This window comes from Alkalihalobacillus sp. BA299, from assembly GCF_017745675.1.
Lineage (GTDB): Bacteria > Bacillota > Bacilli > Bacillales > Bacillaceae_F > Alkalihalobacterium.
This window is the reverse complement of the sequence record NZ_JAFLJM010000017.1, coordinates 26994-45707: the sequence shown is the minus strand read 5'-3', so window position 1 is coordinate 45707 and position 18714 is coordinate 26994. Positions and strand designations below refer to the sequence as shown.

14 protein-coding genes are annotated in these 18714 nt (G+C 37.2%); 1 reads left to right on the top strand and 13 read right to left on the bottom strand.

Going from position 1 to position 18714, the window contains the following annotated elements:
* Positions 1–70 precede the first annotated feature (70 nt).
* From J0N78_RS19560 to J0N78_RS19530, 7 genes are all read right to left on the bottom strand, one after another.
* Entirely contained in the window at positions 71–547 is a 477-nt protein-coding gene (locus tag J0N78_RS19560) for a hypothetical protein (protein ID WP_209124811.1), read from the bottom strand.
* Between the two features lie 795 nt (positions 548–1342).
* On the bottom strand, positions 1343–1576 hold the full coding sequence (locus J0N78_RS19555; protein ID WP_307794981.1) for an S-Ena type endospore appendage: 234 nt from the start codon (positions 1574–1576) through the stop codon (positions 1343–1345).
* Between the two features lie 916 nt (positions 1577–2492).
* Complete coding sequence (rlmD, locus tag J0N78_RS19550) at positions 2493–3869, bottom strand: 23S rRNA (uracil(1939)-C(5))-methyltransferase RlmD (RefSeq protein WP_209124809.1); 1377 nt, start codon at positions 3867–3869, stop codon at positions 2493–2495.
* An 86-nt stretch (positions 3870–3955) separates the two neighbouring features.
* Positions 3956–4783 (bottom strand): TerC family protein, encoded by an 828-nt coding sequence (locus J0N78_RS19545; RefSeq protein ID WP_209124808.1) that lies wholly within the window; start codon positions 4781–4783, stop codon positions 3956–3958.
* 410 nt (positions 4784–5193) lie between these two features.
* On the bottom strand, positions 5194–6084 hold the full coding sequence (locus tag J0N78_RS19540) for a diacylglycerol kinase (RefSeq protein ID WP_209124807.1): 891 nt from the start codon (positions 6082–6084) through the stop codon (positions 5194–5196).
* 119 nt (positions 6085–6203) lie between these two features.
* Positions 6204–7355, bottom strand: a complete 1152-nt coding sequence (locus J0N78_RS19535; protein WP_209124806.1) for an amidohydrolase — start codon at positions 7353–7355, stop codon at positions 6204–6206.
* Positions 7356–7465: 110 nt separating this feature from the next.
* Positions 7466–8068, bottom strand: coding sequence for a DedA family protein (locus J0N78_RS19530; protein WP_209124805.1), 603 nt, complete (start codon positions 8066–8068; stop codon positions 7466–7468).
* Positions 8069–8351: 283 nt separating this feature from the next.
* On the opposite strand from J0N78_RS19530, the gene J0N78_RS19525 reads away from it, so the two are divergent.
* Positions 8352–9896, top strand: coding sequence for a glycine betaine uptake BCCT transporter (locus tag J0N78_RS19525; RefSeq protein ID WP_209124804.1), 1545 nt, complete (start codon positions 8352–8354; stop codon positions 9894–9896).
* 189 nt (positions 9897–10085) lie between these two features.
* On the opposite strand, the gene gatB is transcribed toward J0N78_RS19525, so the two are convergent.
* The 6 genes from gatB to ligA form a co-directional block, all read right to left on the bottom strand.
* Positions 10086–11519, bottom strand: a complete 1434-nt coding sequence (gene gatB, locus J0N78_RS19520) for an Asp-tRNA(Asn)/Glu-tRNA(Gln) amidotransferase subunit GatB (protein WP_209124803.1) — start codon at positions 11517–11519, stop codon at positions 10086–10088.
* A 14-nt stretch (positions 11520–11533) separates the two neighbouring features.
* Entirely contained in the window at positions 11534–12994 is a 1461-nt protein-coding gene (gene gatA / locus J0N78_RS19515; protein ID WP_209124802.1) for an Asp-tRNA(Asn)/Glu-tRNA(Gln) amidotransferase subunit GatA, read from the bottom strand.
* Between the two features lie 13 nt (positions 12995–13007).
* Positions 13008–13298 carry an Asp-tRNA(Asn)/Glu-tRNA(Gln) amidotransferase subunit GatC gene (gene gatC, locus J0N78_RS19510; protein ID WP_209124801.1) on the bottom strand — a complete coding sequence of 97 codons (291 nt, stop codon included), beginning with the start codon at positions 13296–13298 and terminating at the stop codon, positions 13008–13010.
* Between the two features lie 366 nt (positions 13299–13664).
* The gene (putP, locus tag J0N78_RS19505; protein WP_209124800.1) at positions 13665–15188 is read right to left on the bottom strand and encodes a sodium/proline symporter PutP; all 1524 of its coding nucleotides are present in this window, start codon (positions 15186–15188) and stop codon (positions 13665–13667) included.
* A gap of 219 nt (positions 15189–15407) precedes the next feature.
* Positions 15408–16580, bottom strand: coding sequence for a CamS family sex pheromone protein (locus J0N78_RS19500; RefSeq protein WP_209124799.1), 1173 nt, complete (start codon positions 16578–16580; stop codon positions 15408–15410).
* A 99-nt stretch (positions 16581–16679) separates the two neighbouring features.
* A complete protein-coding gene (gene ligA, locus J0N78_RS19495) occupies positions 16680–18701 on the bottom strand; it encodes an NAD-dependent DNA ligase LigA (protein WP_209124798.1) in 2022 nt (673 codons plus the stop codon).
* Between the last annotated feature and the right edge of the window lie 13 nt (positions 18702–18714).

The window sequence follows — 18714 nt, the reverse complement described above, 5'->3', positions numbered from 1 at the left end:
AAATCAAGTTGTTTTGAAAGAGTATCGATTAAGATTCTCCAATTATCAATATTTCAATTGATGGAAAAGTTTAGCTTTTGATAACGTAGGGGGGCTGAAAGGCTTGATCAAATCTTGGATGACCAATGATTTCAAGGAATTCTTTTTGAACACCACACTGTTGATACCAATCTACTTCAAATTCCCCATAGACTGCATTTATTGTTGCCATTTTGGGCAAATGGCCAAACTCATTTGCAATAATGCCATGCTGCATACAAATACTAGGGATGCCTTTTTCAGCAGCAGCTAAAACCAATATACGACTAAAACTATATGCCGTAGACGGTACAACGATACAAGATGCAGAAACATGATTTAAAAATTTAATAGCGTGTTCAATACACATAACTATTTCAAAGATTGTGTCTAAAAATAATCTTTGAAATGTTTCATTCTTATAAAAATGATGATTTTTATAAGAATGAAATAAGTCTATCGCCTTACTTTGTAGCTGAATAATAGCTTTTTGTGTTTCATAATCGTTTACATGATAAAGCGGAACCACAATAACCGTATTTCATAGCTAAATTTATCTGTAATGTTTTTATTACTTCCTACTAATATTTTTGTTTGTGCTGGATCAAAATAATCTTCAAACGTCTTCTGTGGAAATCGAAGAACTCGATTAACATCTACGACGACTTTTCCATTTTTATTTTCGACGAATTGCTTTTTCTTATGAGACTGAACATACTTATTAAAAAATTCTTGAATATCTTTTGATCATTCACTTGAGTTTTTAATTGCTCACTGAAGGTTTCATTGTGTAAAGCCTTCCAAAGATTTTTTTCCAATAGGCTAGGGAAATGACATAAATAAGGTATTGAATACCCTTTATAAGTCAGCTTTTGAAAATCGCAAATAAAATCAAGGTACAATTACCAATAATTTTTCACATACGTATTCATAACGCCCTCCTAATTATTAAATTAACTCTTTCAATCTTTCTTCAATCGTTCTAACAGATTTAAGCAGATGATATTTTAAAAACTATTTTATGAAAACCAGAAAATATTCTATGTTGAAGAAGAGAGTACTTATTTGAATGGTGTCTCCCGGAGTTACTATTTTACTACTAGATTTATTAGTGATGTAGAAAGGATGAAGTTGAATTAAACCTTTTAAGGAATTAATTTTCTAGTATGAGCTATTTTTGTAGTGAGGTTACTAATATCAGATGATCATAAATTAAAATTCACTAAGATATCCAATTCTCCTGTTGCGACATAGGTCCCTGGATCAATTTTAATTGGATCAATATCAATTACTGTAAATGATTTATATTCTTCCTGATAAACTTTTAAAGTAAAAGGGATTGGACTTCCTGTATGACTGATGGGGCATCCCCCTGTAAAGTAACCCGATCAAAACCAACAACGGAAAATGTGAAGGATTGATTTCTGCTTAATGTAAATTGACTTACAACAATGCTACCGATCAAAAATGTCATTATTATCTGATTCATATTTGACGTCATATTGGACACTTCAATGCACCCTGACGCAGGCACTGTTTGATTTGCATAATAGATCATCAAGGAGGTTTGAGTATATTAACACTCCAACGAACTTCAACACAATCCTGTACAAGAATCGTTTTTATTCCACAAGAACAACATGTACCACAAGTATTTGAGCAGCTAATTGTTTATCCCCCTCTCGCCAAATTTGTACTGACATTATATGTACTAAATTTTTATACGTGTAATATATGATAGGTAAATTTACTAATTTTTGATAATTTAATAGGATTGTTTAATCCTTTATCATTTGTCTACATAAAATAATGTTAGGTAGGTATATTGAGGCTTTTTAAAGCAAAATCTTGTCATTAGTGGTTCAAAAAGATAGCAATCGTGGTACTATTCTTTGTCTTTATTCATTCTTTTACAAATAGAAAATAAATCAAACTGCATAATAGAAGTTAACATCGAATTAAATGAAATGGAACAAATTTCAAAAGCATTGAGAAGAATCGACAATTGACATTTGAAGTTGTTATGATCTAAAAATTTATGGATCAAGTGTTCAATAACAATAATGAGGAGGCCTTCTGTAGAGGTTTTTATTCTTTATGGAAACACGGGGATGGTTCTTAGGGCGTCTTCCTTGATGTGGGAGATACTCTTTGTTCCACGCATCCTCTAAATCTAAATCATTTTTTTTGTAATACTCTCTATTTGTGGAGTATATTTCTTGCTTTTATTTGTTGCATAGTGATGGTTTTGTAAATGTTTATCTTTTCCCTTATCACTCTTATTAGTACTACTTTTCTATGCCGGACTCTGTTTCCCACTCGTTCTAGATTGAGCTTTTACCTTCACTTGCAATAGAGTCCATTTGTGCCTAGTCACTTGTTGAATAAGATTTTCTACACCTCCCCTTAAAACAAACATAATAAACTCATCACAAAAAGGGAGTCCATCACCTGAACTCCTTTTTTCAAATTATTTATTTTTTCAGCTCTAATACTGCGACACTTTCCACATGCATCGTATGAGGAAACATATCAACTGGTTGAACTTGCTTTGTCTGATAGCCACCATCTTCAAGGACACGTAAGTCTCGTGCTAATGTAGCTGGATTACAGCTAACATAGACGACACGCTTTGGCTTCATCTGGATGATTGTATTTAATAATGCTTGATCACAGCCTTTACGCGGGGGGTCAACAACAATAACATCAGCACGGATTCCTTGTGCATACCACCATGGGATTACTTTTTCAGCTTCACCCACTGCAAAATCAACATTATTGATGTGATTAAGCTTAGCGTTACGCTTTGCATCATCAATCGCCTGCGGGACAATTTCTACTCCATACACATGCTTTGCTTTTTGAGCTAAAAATAACGAAATCGTACCTATCCCACAATACGCATCAATGACTATATCTGAACTAGTGAGTTCCGCATATTCTAACGCTTTATTATACAATACTTTCGTCTGTTCTGGATTTACTTGATAAAAAGACCGTGCGGAAATCGCAAATTTAATATCTCCAATGAAATCATAAATATATTCTTCCCCCCAAAGCACAGTCGTTTGATCCCCAAAGATTACATTTGTTTTTTTACGATTGATGTTATGTACAATCGATTTAACCTCAGGTAAACGCTCTTTTATTTGCTTAATCAACTGCTCTTTATGAGGCAATTCTGCCGTTCGTGTCACAAGGACAACCATCACTTCTTTCGTAACTAAGCCGTACCTTGCAACGACATGCCTTAGTGTACCTTTATGCGCTTTTTCATCATACCCGCTAATCTGAAGCTGATTTGCTATATCTTTAACAACTTGCACAACTCGGTCATTCGCCTCTTGTTGAATTAAACACTCATCCATATCAATAATATGATGGGTTCGTTCTTGATAAAAACCTGCGACTAGACCACCTTCTCTTGTTGCTACAGGGACTTGTGCTTTGTTCCGGTAACGCCAAGGGTCGTTCATTCCAAGTGTAGGATGGATAGGAATTTTAGTGATCTTACCAATTCTCTCTAGTACATCTTTTACCATTTTTTGTTTCTGTAAAAGTTGAGCATCATAATTTAAGTGCTGCAACTGACAGCCACCACACTGCTGATAGACAGGGCATGGTGGCTCAGCTCGATGTTCACTTGTTTCTATTCGTTCCATCAATCGACCAAACCCATAACCTTTATTGACTTTTATTACTTTTACTATTCCTCGTTCTCCCGGGAGAGCCTTTGGTACAAAAAGAGTATAGCCATTAATTTTTGCCACAGCTGCTCCTTCGTGCGTCAAATCTTCAAAAACTACCTCGTATTGTTGATTTTTTTGTACGGGTATACTTTGTTTATTCATGTCTTTTCTCTTCCTTTACGTCCAAAATATGCTCCCATGATTGTAGCACACTTGGATCTATATCAAAACTTTGCCTACACAAGAAATTATTGTACTTCCGTCCTCTTAATCTCCCCCTCATTATCCGTTATCATATTAGGATCTGCTAAAGCTGGTTGTTCCTTTTTTTCCTTTGATAAAAACCAACCTCCTAAAGCGATTAAAACAAGGACAGTGTAAAATGTTATTTTCCATTCAGGTAATTTGGCAAATCCTTCAGGTAGAATAGCTAAATCTGGGTGTGACAATGTATAAACAGATAGCTTCACACCTACCCAACCAACAATGATAAAAGCAGCAACTTCAAGGCCTGGCTTTTTGTGTAGTAATGTCACAAAGAAATCTGCAGCAAAACGCATAATGATTAAACCAATTAATCCACCGAGAAAAATAACGAGAAACTTACCTCCATCAAGTCCACCAATTTCAGGTAAACTTGTATTTGGAAGCACGACCGCTAATGCAACAGCAGCTAAAATGGAGTCAATGGCGAACGCAATGTCTGCTAATTCTACTTTAATTACCGTTCCCCAGAAGCCCGATTTTTTCTTCTCACGTAAATCTTTAACGTTTTCTTTGTTTTTATTAACGATCATCTTTCTAAATATATGGTTACTTGCGATAAACAACAAATAGAGAGCCCCAATTGCTTGAACTTGCCATACATCGACGAGAAAAGATATAGCAAATAGCGAACTAAAACGAAATACGAATGCACCTGCAAGTCCGTAAAATAATGCTTTTTTTCTTTCTTCCTTTGGAAGATGTTTCACCATAATTGCTAACACAAGTGCGTTATCCGCGGCTAAAAGTCCTTCAATTGCGATTAATAGGAGTAAAACCCAACCATACTCTAATAAAATTGATAGTTCCACTTACATTAACTCCTTCTCATAGTAAATTCTTTCTTATCGGTTAATAGATTAATAAAGCTTTTTTTGTTAGTCTCCTCTCTGTTTTTCAGAATCAAGAAAAACCTTTACCACAAATGGTAAAGGTTTTTAAAATCAATAAAGACCTTTACCGACTGGCAAAGGTCTTGCTAACAACGTTAAAGTTGCCAACACAGCCGAGAGTGTAGACACTCCGAAATGACGACTATGTTGTAAAAGCTACTCCCCTTTTGGAAGTGTATTTAACTGTATGAATATAGCATAAGTAAATTTATTGTTTCTGTCAATTATTATTTTTTTTACTATTCTTGCTGTTTTATATTTGCTGACAGCTATGGTCTTTTAATAAAAGCTTATATTTTCTTATGACCCTATTTTTCATTTTCGTTGAATTATCTTTTCGGCGGGCATAAAATTTGGAAATGTTGATACAAATTAACAAACTCTGCAGGTAACATTCCACCGTATTCTCCGTCGAGATTTAACTGCATTTTTCCATCAACATACACTTTGATCCGATTGGCTTGTGTATAAATCACTTTCGGATGGTTCATATGTTCCCCTCGCAATGCTAAACCACCGATGTGAATAAATTCAGGAAACGATGTCTTTTTAACGATGATTAAATCAAACAATCCATCTTGTATCGAAGCATTAGGAGCTAACCTTTCAAATCCGCCGACTGAGTTTGTATTAGAGACGAGAAACATCATGATTTCCCCTTCAAAGAGTTTTCCATCATATTCAATCCTAACTGAAGTCGGGGAGATGGACGGGAGCTTTTCTAGTCCTTTAACATAATATGCAAGTTGTCCCATGAGTGTTTTTAATCTACTCGGTACTTCATATGTTAATTCTGTCAGCGTTCCACCAGCTGCAATGTTTATAAAATATTGGGTCCCTACTTTACCAATATCAATCGGTTGCTTATGCTCACCACACAACACATCACAAGCTTCTACAATATCTCTTGGTATGTGAAGTGCTCTCGCAAAATCATTTGTTGTTCCTCCTGGGATAAGGCCAAGAAGAGGACGCTTTTCCAAATCAGCAAGGCCATTTACCACTTCAAAAATGGTTCCATCTCCACCAGCTGCAATAACTAAGTCAAAGCCCCGTTCACCTGCGAATTTTGCTGCTCGTGTAGCACAGCCCTCACCGGTTGTTGCATGCGCCGACGCTTCATACCCAATTTTTTCAAGTCGCTCAAGGACATAAGGTAAATTTTTTCTCATTTGCTCTCTACCAGAAGTCGGATTATAAATAATTCGGGCTCGTTTCATTCTATCTCCCACTTTTACGAAGTGATATCCAATCTATTAATTTGTATGATAAGGGATACATGCTTCTGATACAAGTTTTATCTCTCACATAATTTTACATATTCATTCCTAAATAAGCTTTATACTTCTTCTCGTTGATAAACAACGTCTCCATCTACAAACGTCATCCATGAGTAGCTATTTTGTCGCAATGGATGAGCATCCCAAATAACAATGTCAGCATCTTTACCAACTTCAAGAGAGCCTGTCCGATCTTCTATACCTAATAAGGCTGCCGCATGTTCAGTTACAGATTTCAAGGCGGTTAGTTCAGATAATCCCTCTTTTACTGCAAGAGATACGGATGTCTGTAGATACTGAATAGGGATGACAGGGTGATCTGTAGTGATCGCAAATGGAACATTCGCTTCTTCTAGCGCTTTATACGTTTGCCAGCCTTTATCTCTTAATTCAACTTTACTACGACTTGAAATGGTTGGTCCTACTGTAAACTTTGCACCACTTTCAGCTAATAAATGGGCGATTTGATGACCTTCAGTCGTATGCTCGACACTTAAATCTAAATCAAACTCTTTTGCAATTCTTATAACAGTCATAATATCATCGGCACGATGAGCATGAGCACGCACTGGGATTTTTTTCTCTAACGCTAATTGTAAGGCTTCTAATTCAAAGTCAAAAACATTCTCACCTTTATTCTTTTTCTCCATGTAGTGTTTAGCTTTTGAAAATTGTTCACGAAGAATGGCCGCTACAGCCATACGAGTTTTCGGTGCTCGTCCATGATTACCGTGAGCTCCCTTAGGATTTTCACCAAGGGCAATTTTTAATCCAGATGGTTCACGAACAATCATTTCATCTACTGACTTGCCAAGTCTAATTTTAATACATACTGTTAATCCTCCAATCACATTGGCACTTCCTGGTAAGACTTGAGCCGTTGTAACTCCTGACGCAACTGCATCATGAAAACCCTGATCGTATGGGTAAATACCATCTAGGGCGCGGAGGTGTGGTGTCACAGCTGAAGTTGTTTCATTATAATCTTGCCCTTCCCAGCGTACACCTTCTTCATCAATACCTAAATGAGTATGAGCATCAATAAAACCTGCAGTGACAAATCTGCCATTCGCATCAATCACTTCTGTGTTCTCAGGGAGTTGTACATCTTCTCCCTTCCCTAATTTAATAATTTTTCCATCCTCAAAAAGAAGAGTGCCTTTCTCTATTTCTGTTTCACCTAAAATATGTGCGTTAATAATTGCTTTCATCTTAACCAGCTCCTTAAATAAAAATCGATACCTTTATTTTATTACGGGTATCGAAATATATCAAATAAACTTTTTTATTTTTAAATATTTTCTATACTGATGTTATTTAATTAATTCATATACGAAGCATCATTATCTCGCTTGCTTGCGAACAATTTATTTTTTAAGAAAAAACCAATTACTGCTATTACAAATACAATGATCGATACAATATAAATATTTTCATCTTGTAAGTTTTTAATTCCTTCTGCTACGATAAACTTTCCAAAGCTAAAGAAAATTGCGCACCATATGAAGCAACTAGTGTATGAAATGATGGCAAATGTTAAAAATGAAAGTTTCCTAGTTCCACATAAAAAAGGGATCACATGTCGTAAGCCCGCAAAAAAGCAGCAGAAAAAAAGTCCATAAGTTCCATGATTATCAATCATCTTTTTTCCTTTTTTTATTGCTTTTTTATTTTTTAATTTACTGAGAAGAGGGACTCCAGCATGCCGACCCATTAAAAAGGTCGTTGTCGTACTTGCAATGATTCCAAAATAAGCAGCCAAAAACGCAGGAACTATCTGTAAATAACCTTTAGATAGCCAGCCAATACTTAAAACAATCATTTCATTTGGTACAGGAAAAATAAACATCCCTAACCAAAGCCACAGAAATAAACCTCCATAACCGTATTGATTTAAAACCGATATAATCGTTTCCCATTCCATTTTTGCACCCTCTCCCTTTTACCCAGAAAAAGACATGCTATTTATTTTTTCAGTTAATTCCAATTTACACCAATATAAGAATTAATCCAATAAAAGTAACTTTCTACTGAGTTCGTTTTATGGAAAATAAAGGTTCGCAAAATGATCTTAAGATACTAACTTACATCTTAAGTAAAATGAGTCAGCTAGCATATTCCCTTAACTACTACTTCTTACCAAACTGTAAGTTCACACATAAAACAATAATAAACATGAAAACCTATGGAAAAAGGAGCGTGAGCACATGGATAAAGTGACAAAAGTTTTTTGGGTTTCTATTGTATTGGCAATTGTATTCGTCCTTTGGGGTGTCCTATTACCAAATCATTTAACAAGTGTAATGGACGTTACACTAGGGTTCTTTTTGCAAAACTTCGGTTGGTTTTACCAACTCTCAGCAACTTTCTTTCTCATTTTTGCCTTATACCTCATTTTTAGCCGATATGGTAAAGTGAAGCTTGGCAAAGATGAGGATAAGCCAGAATTTAGTCGTCCTACGTGGTTTGCGATGCTGTTTAGTGCAGGAATGGGGATTGGTTTACTATTTTTTGGGGTGTCTGAACCGATATCACATTTCTCTAATCCACCTTTAGGAGATGCTGGGACGAGTTCAGCAGCAACTCAAGCCTTACGATATACTTACCTTCATTGGGGGTTTCATGCGTGGGCGATTTATGCAACAATCGCATTAGGTATCGCTTACTTTAAGTTTAGAAAAGGTTATCCTGGATTAATGAGTGCTACCTTATATCCATTATTGGGCGAGAGGACAAAGGGTCCAATTGGTGGAGCGATTGACGTCGTTGCTGTATTTGCGACGATTTTTGGGGTTGCAGCTTCGTTAGGCTTAGGAGCTGCGCAAATTAACGGGGGATTAAGCTATGTTACCGGGATCCCAAATACATTTGGGATTCAGCTGTTAATTATAGCTATTATCACTGTTCTTTTCCTCATTTCTGCAGGGACAGGAATTAAGCGAGGTATTAAGTACTTAAGTAATGCGAATATGATATTAGCAGTAATATTGTTTATTGGAGTACTTTTTCTTGGGCCGACTATCTTTTTATTAGAATTATTTACGACAACCTTTGGCTCCTATATTCAAAATTTACCTGCTATGGGATTACGACTATCGCCATTTAATGCAGATAATGCTGCTTGGATTCAAGGTTGGACGATATTTTACTGGGCATGGTGGATTGCTTGGGCACCATTTGTTGGTACCTTTATCGCTCGTGTATCTAAAGGACGCACCGTAAGAGAGTTTGTAGTGGCTGTTTTGTTCATTCCGACGATTGTTTGTTCTTTATGGTTTGCCGTCTTCGGGGGCACTGGAATTCACCTTGAGTACAATTTAGGCATCCCAGTTTCCGAACAAACACTTGAAACAGCTTTATTTTTAGTATTTCAGCAGCTACCTCTCAGCAGTTTATTAATCATAGTTACCTTGTTTTTAATTACTGTATTCTTTATAACCTCAGCTGACTCTGCTACATTTGTTCTCGGTATGCAAACTACCAATGGAAGTTTGGAGCCTCCAAACATCGTCAAGTATGCTTGGGGAATATTATTAGCTGCCTCTGCTGCAATTTTAATGTACACAGGGGGGTTAGCTGGTTTACAAACGGCGATTATCGTTAGTGCATTTCCTTTAACAATCGTTTTAATTGCAATGGCATTTGCAATGGTAAAATCCTTAAAAACCGAAGTCGGACCGAAAAAGCAAAAGGATCCAGAGAAGAAGAAAAAGAAAGAACCTGTTATTAAAGAACAAGTCAATCCGACTTAGTCTCATAATGATGACACCCTATATATTAAAGGCAGTGTTTATAAAATGGTTGGTCGATGGGGTAATTCAAAAAAAGAAGTATCTTTAATAGAGCTAAACGAGTATGAAACCCTTTATGATTCCATACTCGTTTTTTGTGTTCTCCAAATAGTTTATCGCCTTGTATTATTGTTATAAGCGTTTTTACTTTTAACGCTTCCCGATTTCCTCAACGATAATTTTATTTACCATTGGTGGATTTGCTTTTCCTTTGGTTTCTTTCATTACTTGTCCAACTAAGAAGCCAATCGCTTTCTGCTTACCAGCTTTAAAATCATCGACCGACTGTTGGTTATTATCGAGAATTGCGACGACAATGTTACGCAATTCACCTTCATCTGAAATTTGAACGAGCCCTTTTTCTTTTACAATCGTTTCAGGATCTCCGCCATTTTCAATCATTTCTTTAAAAACAGTTTTAGCAATTTTAGAAGAGATTGTCCCTTTTTCAATCAAAGAAATCATTTTTGTTAAACCTTCCGCTGTTAAAGGAACGTCTGCAATTTCTTTGTCATTTGAATTTAAATATGCAGAAACTTCTCCCATGAGCCAGTTTGCTATTTGCTTTGCATCTCCACCGTGTGACAAGGCTTGTTCAAAGAAATCAGACATTGATTTTGACGCTGTTAAAACTTGTGCATCGTATTCTGAAAGTCCAAGTTCAGCCACGTAACGAGCTTGACGTTCATGTGGCAGCTCTGGAATTTGACTACGAACACGTTCTTTCCATTCTTCGTCAATAAAAATTGAAACAAGATCAGGGTCTGGGAAATAACGGTAATCGTCAGATCCCTCTTTCACACGCATTAGTATTGTTTCTTTCTTTCCATCGTCCCACCGGCGCGTTTCTTGGTGAATGACGTTACCTTCTAGCAATTCTTTTTCTTGACGAACTTCTTCGTATGCTAGTCCTTTTTGAACATTAGCAAATGAGTTTAAGTTCTTTAGTTCTGTTTTTGTACCAAACTCTTTTTGGCCGACTGGACGAAGGGAAATATTAGCATCACAGCGAAGCGAGCCTTCTTCCATTTTACAATCGGAAACTTCTGTATATTCTAAGATCGCTTTTAACTTCTCTAAATAAGCGTATGCTTCTTCTGGTGTGCGAATATCTGGCTCAGACACGATCTCAATCAGAGGTGTACCAACACGGTTAAAGTCAACTAAAGAATAATCGCCATACTCGGAATGTGTTAATTTCCCTGCATCTTCTTCTAAATGAATGCGAGTGATACCGATCGTTTTCTTTTCTCCATTAACTTCAATTTCAATCGAACCGTGCTCACCAATTGGCTTATCGAATTGCGAGATTTGGTAAGCTTTTGGACTGTCTGGATAAAAATAATTTTTCCGATCAAATTTCGTTTCTTCTGCAATTTCACAATTTAAAGCGATCGCAGCACGCATCGCATATTCGACAGCTTGCTGATTTAAAACTGGTAGTACGCCTGGATGTCCTAAACATATCGGACATGTATGTGTATTCGGCGGGGCACCAAACTCAGTCGAACAGCCACAGAATATTTTCGAGTTGGTCTTTAACTCAACATGAACTTCTAATCCAATTACCGTTTCGAATTTCATTTGTATCTCCCCCCTTAAAGTTCCGGTTTCGCTTTATGATGATCTGTCGCTTGTTCATAACCATGTGCTACCCGGTAGACTGTATTTTCATCAAAATGCTTTCCGATAATCTGTAGCCCAATTGGTAACCCATTCTTTCCTAATCCACACGGGATCGAGATCGCTGGAACACCAGCCAAGTTTACTGGAATTGTTAAAATATCGTTGGCATACATCGTCAATGGATCATTCATTTTTTCACCAATTTTAAAGGCCGTTGTCGGTGCTGTTGGCCCAATAATCACATCATAATTTTTAAAAACATCTTCAAAATCTTTCTTTATTAACGTACGGACTTTTTGAGCCTTTTTATAATAAGCATCGTAATAACCAGAGCTAAGTGCATAAGTTCCCAGCATGATACGGCGTTTTACTTCGTCACCAAACCCTTTACTTCTTGTTTCCTTATACATTTCAATTAAATTTGCTGCATTATCAGAACGAACTCCGTAGCGCACACCATCAAAACGAGCCAAATTCGCCGAAGCCTCTGAAGAAGCAAGTAAATAGTACGTTGCTACCGCATATTTAGAGTGCGGTAATGAAACTTCTTCCCATGTTGCTCCTAGACCTTCAAGGACTTTTAATGATTCTAAAATACGATTTTTAACATCTTCATGGACACCTTCTGCTAAATACTCTTTCGGTACAGCAATTTTCAGCCCTTTTACATCGCCTGTTAGTGCAGATAAATAATCAGATGTAGCGACATTCGCTGAAGTTGAATCCATTTTGTCATACCCTGCCAGTACTTGAAGGACAAGCGCATTATCTTCAACTGTACGAGTAATCGGACCAATTTGATCCAAAGATGACGCAAACGCAACCAAACCAAATCGAGATACACGGCCATAGGTCGGTTTTAAACCGACAACTCCACAATAAGACGCAGGCTGGCGAATCGAGCCGCCTGTATCTGACCCTAGTGAAAATACAACTTCACCTGCTGCTACTGAGGCTGCGGACCCACCACTAGATCCACCAGGAACATAATCAGTATTCCAAGGATTTTTCGTATTAAAAAAACCAGAATTCTCTGTTGAAGAGCCCATCGCAAACTCATCCATATTTAATTTTCCGATCGTCACTGACTCAGCCCCTTGTAGGCGTTCAATCACAGTCGCATTGTGCATCGGTTCAAAGTTTGCTAACAATTTACTTGAACAAGTTGTAGTTAAACCTCTAGTGACAATGTTATCTTTTATTCCAGCTGGTATTCCAAAAAGCAGCCCTCTTTCGGCATTTGAACTAAGGGCTTCATCTAATGTTTTAGCATAATTCTTTGCTCTTTCTTCGTCTAACGTTACAAACGCCTTAACCTTTTCATCAACCGCATTAATTCTCTCGTAAGATGCATTAACAAGATCTGATACAGACACTTCTTTTTTATGTAAACGATTATGTAATTCAGAAATGCTTCCTTCTAATATTGACATTTAAACCCCTCCTCTACTCAAGGATCGACGGAACTTTAACTTGTCCATCCTGCTCATCTGGTGCATTCTTTAATACCTCTTCTCTAGGTAACGACGGTTTCACTTCATCTTCGCGTAATACATTTCGAACGTCTAATACATGAGTAGTTGCCTCAATACCATCCGTATCCAACTCATTAAGTTGTTCTGCAAATGTGATAATTGCATCTAGTTGTTGTGTAAACATTTCCGCTTCTTCTTCAGTAACAGATAAACGTGCTAAATGAGCGACATGTTTCACTTCGTCTTTTGTGATACGTGCCATTCTTCCACCTCCACAATCGTTCATTTTCACAATAAATAGATCATACCAAATTACGTTCTAATAGGCAATGAGCCCCAATATTACAACACTTAAAAAAATATATTTCAGTCTAAATTTAATTTTATTGGTCTATTTCAAGTTATATCGGTCTAACTCAAGATATATCAGTCTAACTCAAGTTATATCAGTCTAATAGAAAATTTATGTAAAAGCTCCGAGAACCCCTCCTTTTTCGACCTGAGAATAATACAATCCGACATTTCAATAAAAAAGCTGTGTGAGCGAGATCGCAGTAAAAAAACCTTGAGTTTCTAATATAATCCTCAAGGTTTTTTCGAATAACTATTTGATTTTTATTTTAGAGTACTAACTATTATATTTTGCTCTCTCAAACTCATCTTGAATTTCCTTTGAAGGTTCATTACCTATTAGACTGATCAATACGATAGCAATGGTCGCTAAAAGAAATCCAGGTACAATCTCGTAGAGCCCAAATGGAATGATCGCCTCTGATTGTGGAAGTGGGTTTCCATCGGGACCATTTGGAGGTGTTGATAAAATGTCCCAAAATACGACCGTAACACCCCCTGTTACCATTCCAGCAAGAGCACCATTCCGTGTCATTCGTTTCCAAAACAATGAAAGGATGATCAGCGGTCCAAAGGCTGCACCAAAACCAGCCCACGCATAGCCGACTAAATTCAAGACAGAATTATTAGGATTGTAGGCAAGAAGAATGGAAATGAAAGCAATAATTATAACACCAATTCTCCCTACCCAGACAAGTTCTTTTTGTGAAGCATCTTTTCGAATAATTCCTTTATAAAAATCTTCAGCTAATGCACTTGATGACACTAGTAATTGCGAGTCAATCGTACTCATAATAGCCGCTAAAATGGCCGCTAAAAGAAAACCTGCTACCCAAGGATCAAATAAAACTTGAGTGAATAAAATAAACACAGTTTCATGAGCCCCAGCTGCAATTGCTGCTCCAGGTCCATTCATAGAGAAGTAGGCAATCCCTACAAAACCAGTAAAAATAGCTCCAAATAATGCACAGACCATCCAAGTCATTCCAATAAAACGTGCTTTAGGAATTTCCTTCACTGATTTAACTGCCATAAACCTTGTTACAATATGAGGTTGACCGAAGTAGCCTAAACCCCAAGCTAATAATGATATGACTCCTAGAAAGGTTGCTCCTTGGAACGCATCTAAAAAAGCAGGATCAATTTCACCAACAGCATTAAACATTGACTGCCATCCGCCTAATTTAGAAACAGCAACAAATGGAACAATAATTAATGCAAGAAACATTAAAATCCCTTGAAAGAAATCCGTCCAGCTAACTGCTAAAAATCCACCTAAAAAAGTATAGGAAATGATGACAATCGCACCGATCCAGAGTGCTTGAGTATAATTCATCCCAAAAGAGGCTTCAAACAACAATGCTCCACCAACAAGTCCTGCTGATGTATAAAATGCAAAAAATACTAAAATAACAAGTGCTGAAATTGTTCGAAGTACTTTAGAATGATCATGAAAGCGATTTTCAAAAAAATCGGGTAACGTAATTGAATCTTTTGCAACTTCTGTATATTTTCTTAACCGAGCAGCCACAAACTGCCAGTTTAGATATGCACCAATTGAAAGGCCTACAGCTATCCATATTTCACCCATTCCACCAATGTACAGTGCACCAGGTAATCCTAAAAGTAACCAACTACTCATATCAGATGCCCCAGCGCTTAATGCAGCGACGCTTCCTGAAAGCTTTCGGCCACCTAAGACGTAGTCCGATAAATTATTTGTTAAACGATAAGCAATTAGCCCAATCGCTAGCATTCCTACAAGATAAACGGTAAAAGTAATTAACGTAGCGATCTCCATCACTTATTCTCTCCTTTCCAATATTAAACTAAGAAATGATAATACGATCAGTAAAGGCATGGGGGCCCATAGCAATACTGCAGTTGCCATTGTTAATTGATGTTCCATTCCTTCACCCCCTTTTGTAAAAATCTATTCCATTTACACCCTTCGTAAAAGCTTCTTATTTTTTATCCTTATTTAATACAGAACTAAAGAGGCTGTTTAACAACTACCTTTTTACCGATAGATGTGGATAAACGGTTCTTCATTTGGGTTTCGGACGACGATCGCTTCCTCGCCTGCCACCGATGTTATATATAGTTGAATTTTTAAATTACTAGGAAAACGCTGTGCTATTCGGTCGGCTGAAAACTGCGTGAGAGCAATAATTTCTGCTTTTCCCTGAAAACGTATCGGAATTTCAATGGTCAGCTCTCTTAGCTGCTCATCTTTATAAAACCCTTTACCAACTACTCCAACATAGTTATCAAAAAATTCATTGATTTCATCCTTGAACTTTAAAAACCGTTCTGCATCATTTCGCTGCTCATTATTAGCAAGTGTAGATGGATAGAAATAATACTTTTCATTAATGCTTTGCCACTTGTCAATTTGACGCTGTGGTTCGGCAACTGCCTTGATTATAAAGTTACCAGGCACGATTGCTTCTCTTTTTTCCTCTTGAAACATGGCGACAATGATTGGTACGTTTTCTAAAGCACCACTCTCACGGTTAGGAGAACGTAAACGTGAAACAATCTCTTCAGCCATCCGTTTGCCCTCTGCCACCATTTTTTGGGGATCAATCTCCACTTCGTACCTATAAATTCTACCTTCCTCGTCATAGATCCGGTAATTATATACCGTGTTCATTGATAGTCCTATGACTATTCCACCTAACTCTAGCTGCCCGTTTGCATTTTCGACTAAATAATTATGCTCTAAAATGTGAGATAAGTAACGAGGTTGGCTCTCTTCTTGATCTCTTAACGTATCCCCTGGTCCTAATTCAGGGTTTATTCCCTGAGGATTATCCTTTTCATCATAGCGCATTAACCAATTATTCAGTTCAGTCCGAGAAATATACTGTCCTTCTCTAAAAAAATACTTTTCCGGGTCAAATCTTTCATTCGCCAATTCCATTAAGCCTAGTTCTAACTGTTCTAAGTCAAGACGATTGTGTACAACTGCATTACTAAAACCTCTAGCCTCGCCATGAGTATATGAACCGTTGTACAAGACACTTCGGTAGTAATTTTCAGGAGTATATACTTCTGGACTCAATTCAACAGTTTGCTCTTCCCCATGTTCTTCTTCTTCTATCAATTGTTCCTCTGGTTGTAGAAAGGGAAAGCAACCTGATAAAAAGATGACACTACAAAGAACAAGCGGTATCATTCGTTTTATCATTTTCAACACTCCTCATCCATATTCTAATAATGTTTGTTTAAACATCCTATTAAACAAACGTTTATTTAAGAGGAGAAAATATTCATCCTTCTCTATTTTCTACTTTAATTTAGTAGTTTCTTGAATGAATTGTTCTTCACTCCAAACAGTAATCCCTAATTGCTGTGCTTTCGCTAATTTGGAACCTGCCTCTTCTCCTGCTATAACTAAATCCGTTTTTTTACTGACACTCCCTGTTACTTTTCCACCTAAAGCTTCAATTTTTTGCTTCGCTTCATCTCTTGTTAACTGCGCTAACTTACCTGTTAGAACAACGGTTTTATCTAAAAATGGACTTTCCTTGACGTCTTCAGTCGAAGGCAATCTCGGTCCTTTATAGGTCATATTAATGCCTAGCTCACGAAGTTTATTAATTAACTCGATGACTTCCTCTTGCTCAAAATAATTTACAATCGAATTGGCCATTTTTTCACCGATTTCATTCACTGCTTTCAGTGTTTCCAAATCAGCCTCTTGGATTGCTTCGATCGATTCAAAGTGCATGGCGAGCGTCTTTGCCGCCTTTGCGCCTACAAAGCGTATTCCTAAACCAAATAATACCTTTTCCAGCGAATTATCTTTCGTCGCTTCAATTGCACTTAATAAGTTCTCAACCGACTTTTCGCCCATTCTCTCAAGCTGTAACAGCTGCTCCCGATTTAACTTGTATAAGTCCGCGACATCTTCAACAAGTCCTTCTGCAAAAAGTTGAGCAATGACTCTCTCCCCTAATCCATCGATATTCATCGCATTTCGGGAAACAAAGTGTGTTAATCCTTCACGAATTTTTGCTGGACATTTCGGATTAATACAACGTAATGCCACTTCTCCTTCAAGTCGTACAAGCTCACTTTCACATTCAGGACAGTGAGTCGGCATATGAAAATCTTCCTCTTCTCCAGAACGTAACTCAATTAATACGTTAACCACTTCTGGTATGATGTCCCCGGCTTTCTTCACTACAACCGAATCACCAATTTTTATATCCTTTTCACGGATTAGATCTTCATTGTGCAATGAAGATCGTTTCACTGTTGTTCCAGCGACCGTAACAGGCTCAAGAATTGCGGTTGGTGTCACTACCCCTGTACGCCCAACATTTAAATCGATGCCGATTAGCTTTGTTACAACTTCTTCTGCAGGAAACTTATAGGCTATTGCCCAACGTGGACTTTTTGCTGTAAAGCCTAACTGTTTTTGTTGCTCAAGCGCATCCACCTTAATCACAATTCCATCGATTTCATACGGTAAGTCCGCACGCTTTCCAATCCAGCCTTCCACGTATTCAATCACTTCATCAATGTTTTTACAATAACGGCTTTCTTGATTAATTTTTAAACCCAATTCTTTCAAATAATTTAAGGCTTTATGATGTGAGGTGATCGTATCATTTTCAATTTGACCGATGGAATATAGAAAAATATCAAGATTTCGTTTGGCAGCAATCTTAGGATCTAATTGGCGAAGTGAACCAGCAGCTGCATTTCTAGGGTTAGCAAATTTCTCTTCTCCAGCTGCCTCTTTTGCCTCATTCAATACCTCAAATGAACGCTTTGGCATAAATGCTTCCCCGCGAACTTCTAACGTAACTTCTTCCTTTAATCGCAGCGGAATAGAACGAATCGTTTTTAAATTTTGGGTAATATCTTCACCTACAGTACCATCTCCTCGAGTCGCTCCACGTGTAAACTTTCCTTGTTCATATTTCAATGATACAGCTAGTCCATCGATTTTTAATTCACAACTATAGGTTGGTTCCTCGCCATCATTTAAACCTTGCCTTACCCGTCGATCAAAATCTCGTAAATCCCCTTCATTAAATGCATTTCCTAAGCTTAACATCGGGACATTATGTTGAACCTTATCAAAAAATGGGAGAGGTTCCCCTCCTACACGAATGGTTGGGGAATCATCGGTTATAAACTCAGGGTATTGTTCTTCTAATGAGATCAATTCGTTTATTAATTGGTCATATTCCGCATCAGAAACGATTGGCTGATCTAATACATAGTAATGGTGACCATACTCATTGAGAAGCTCTCTAAGCTTTTCAATTCGAGATTTTGCTTCATGTTTTTCCATGTTATCGCCCTTT